This window comes from Bradyrhizobium sp. Kon69 (assembly GCF_055807515.1).
In genome coordinates this window covers 1-336 of the sequence record NZ_JBVVOS010000204.1, presented here as the reverse complement: position 1 = coordinate 336, position 336 = coordinate 1, and the positions used below count along the sequence as shown (strand labels likewise).

Sequence of the window (336 nt, the reverse complement as noted above, 5' to 3'; positions counted from 1 at the left end):
CATAACGCTTTTACTCGCGGCATTGCAGCAGATCAGACAATCACGTTGCCTGTCTTTTCCGTGATCAGTTTTTTATGGCTCTCGACCATTTTTGCCAAGCTGATAAAACGGAAATTATAGGTGGCTTCAGTGGCCGGGACATGAATCGCGCCAAAGCCTTCTTTGCCGTGGCGACGATGGATCCATGAGCTCGCAAGTCCAGCCGCGTTGGCCGGTACGTGGTCGTGATACAGGCTTTCCGCGACGTGAAGGATCGATTTTTTTTCGAACCCCATTTTCCCCAGGGCGTCCATCAAGTATGCAAAGTTTTTGGGGTCCGGTTCCTACAAACCGGAC

General features: G+C 51.2%; 1 protein-coding gene. It reads right to left on the bottom strand.

Annotated elements, in window-relative coordinates; all coding sequences use genetic code 11:
- Positions 1 to 32: 32 nt before the first annotated feature.
- Complete coding sequence (locus AC0L3U_RS38840) at positions 33 to 293, bottom strand: hypothetical protein (RefSeq protein ID WP_473365032.1); 261 nt, start codon at positions 291 to 293, stop codon at positions 33 to 35.
- Positions 294 to 336: the final 43 nt, after the last annotated feature.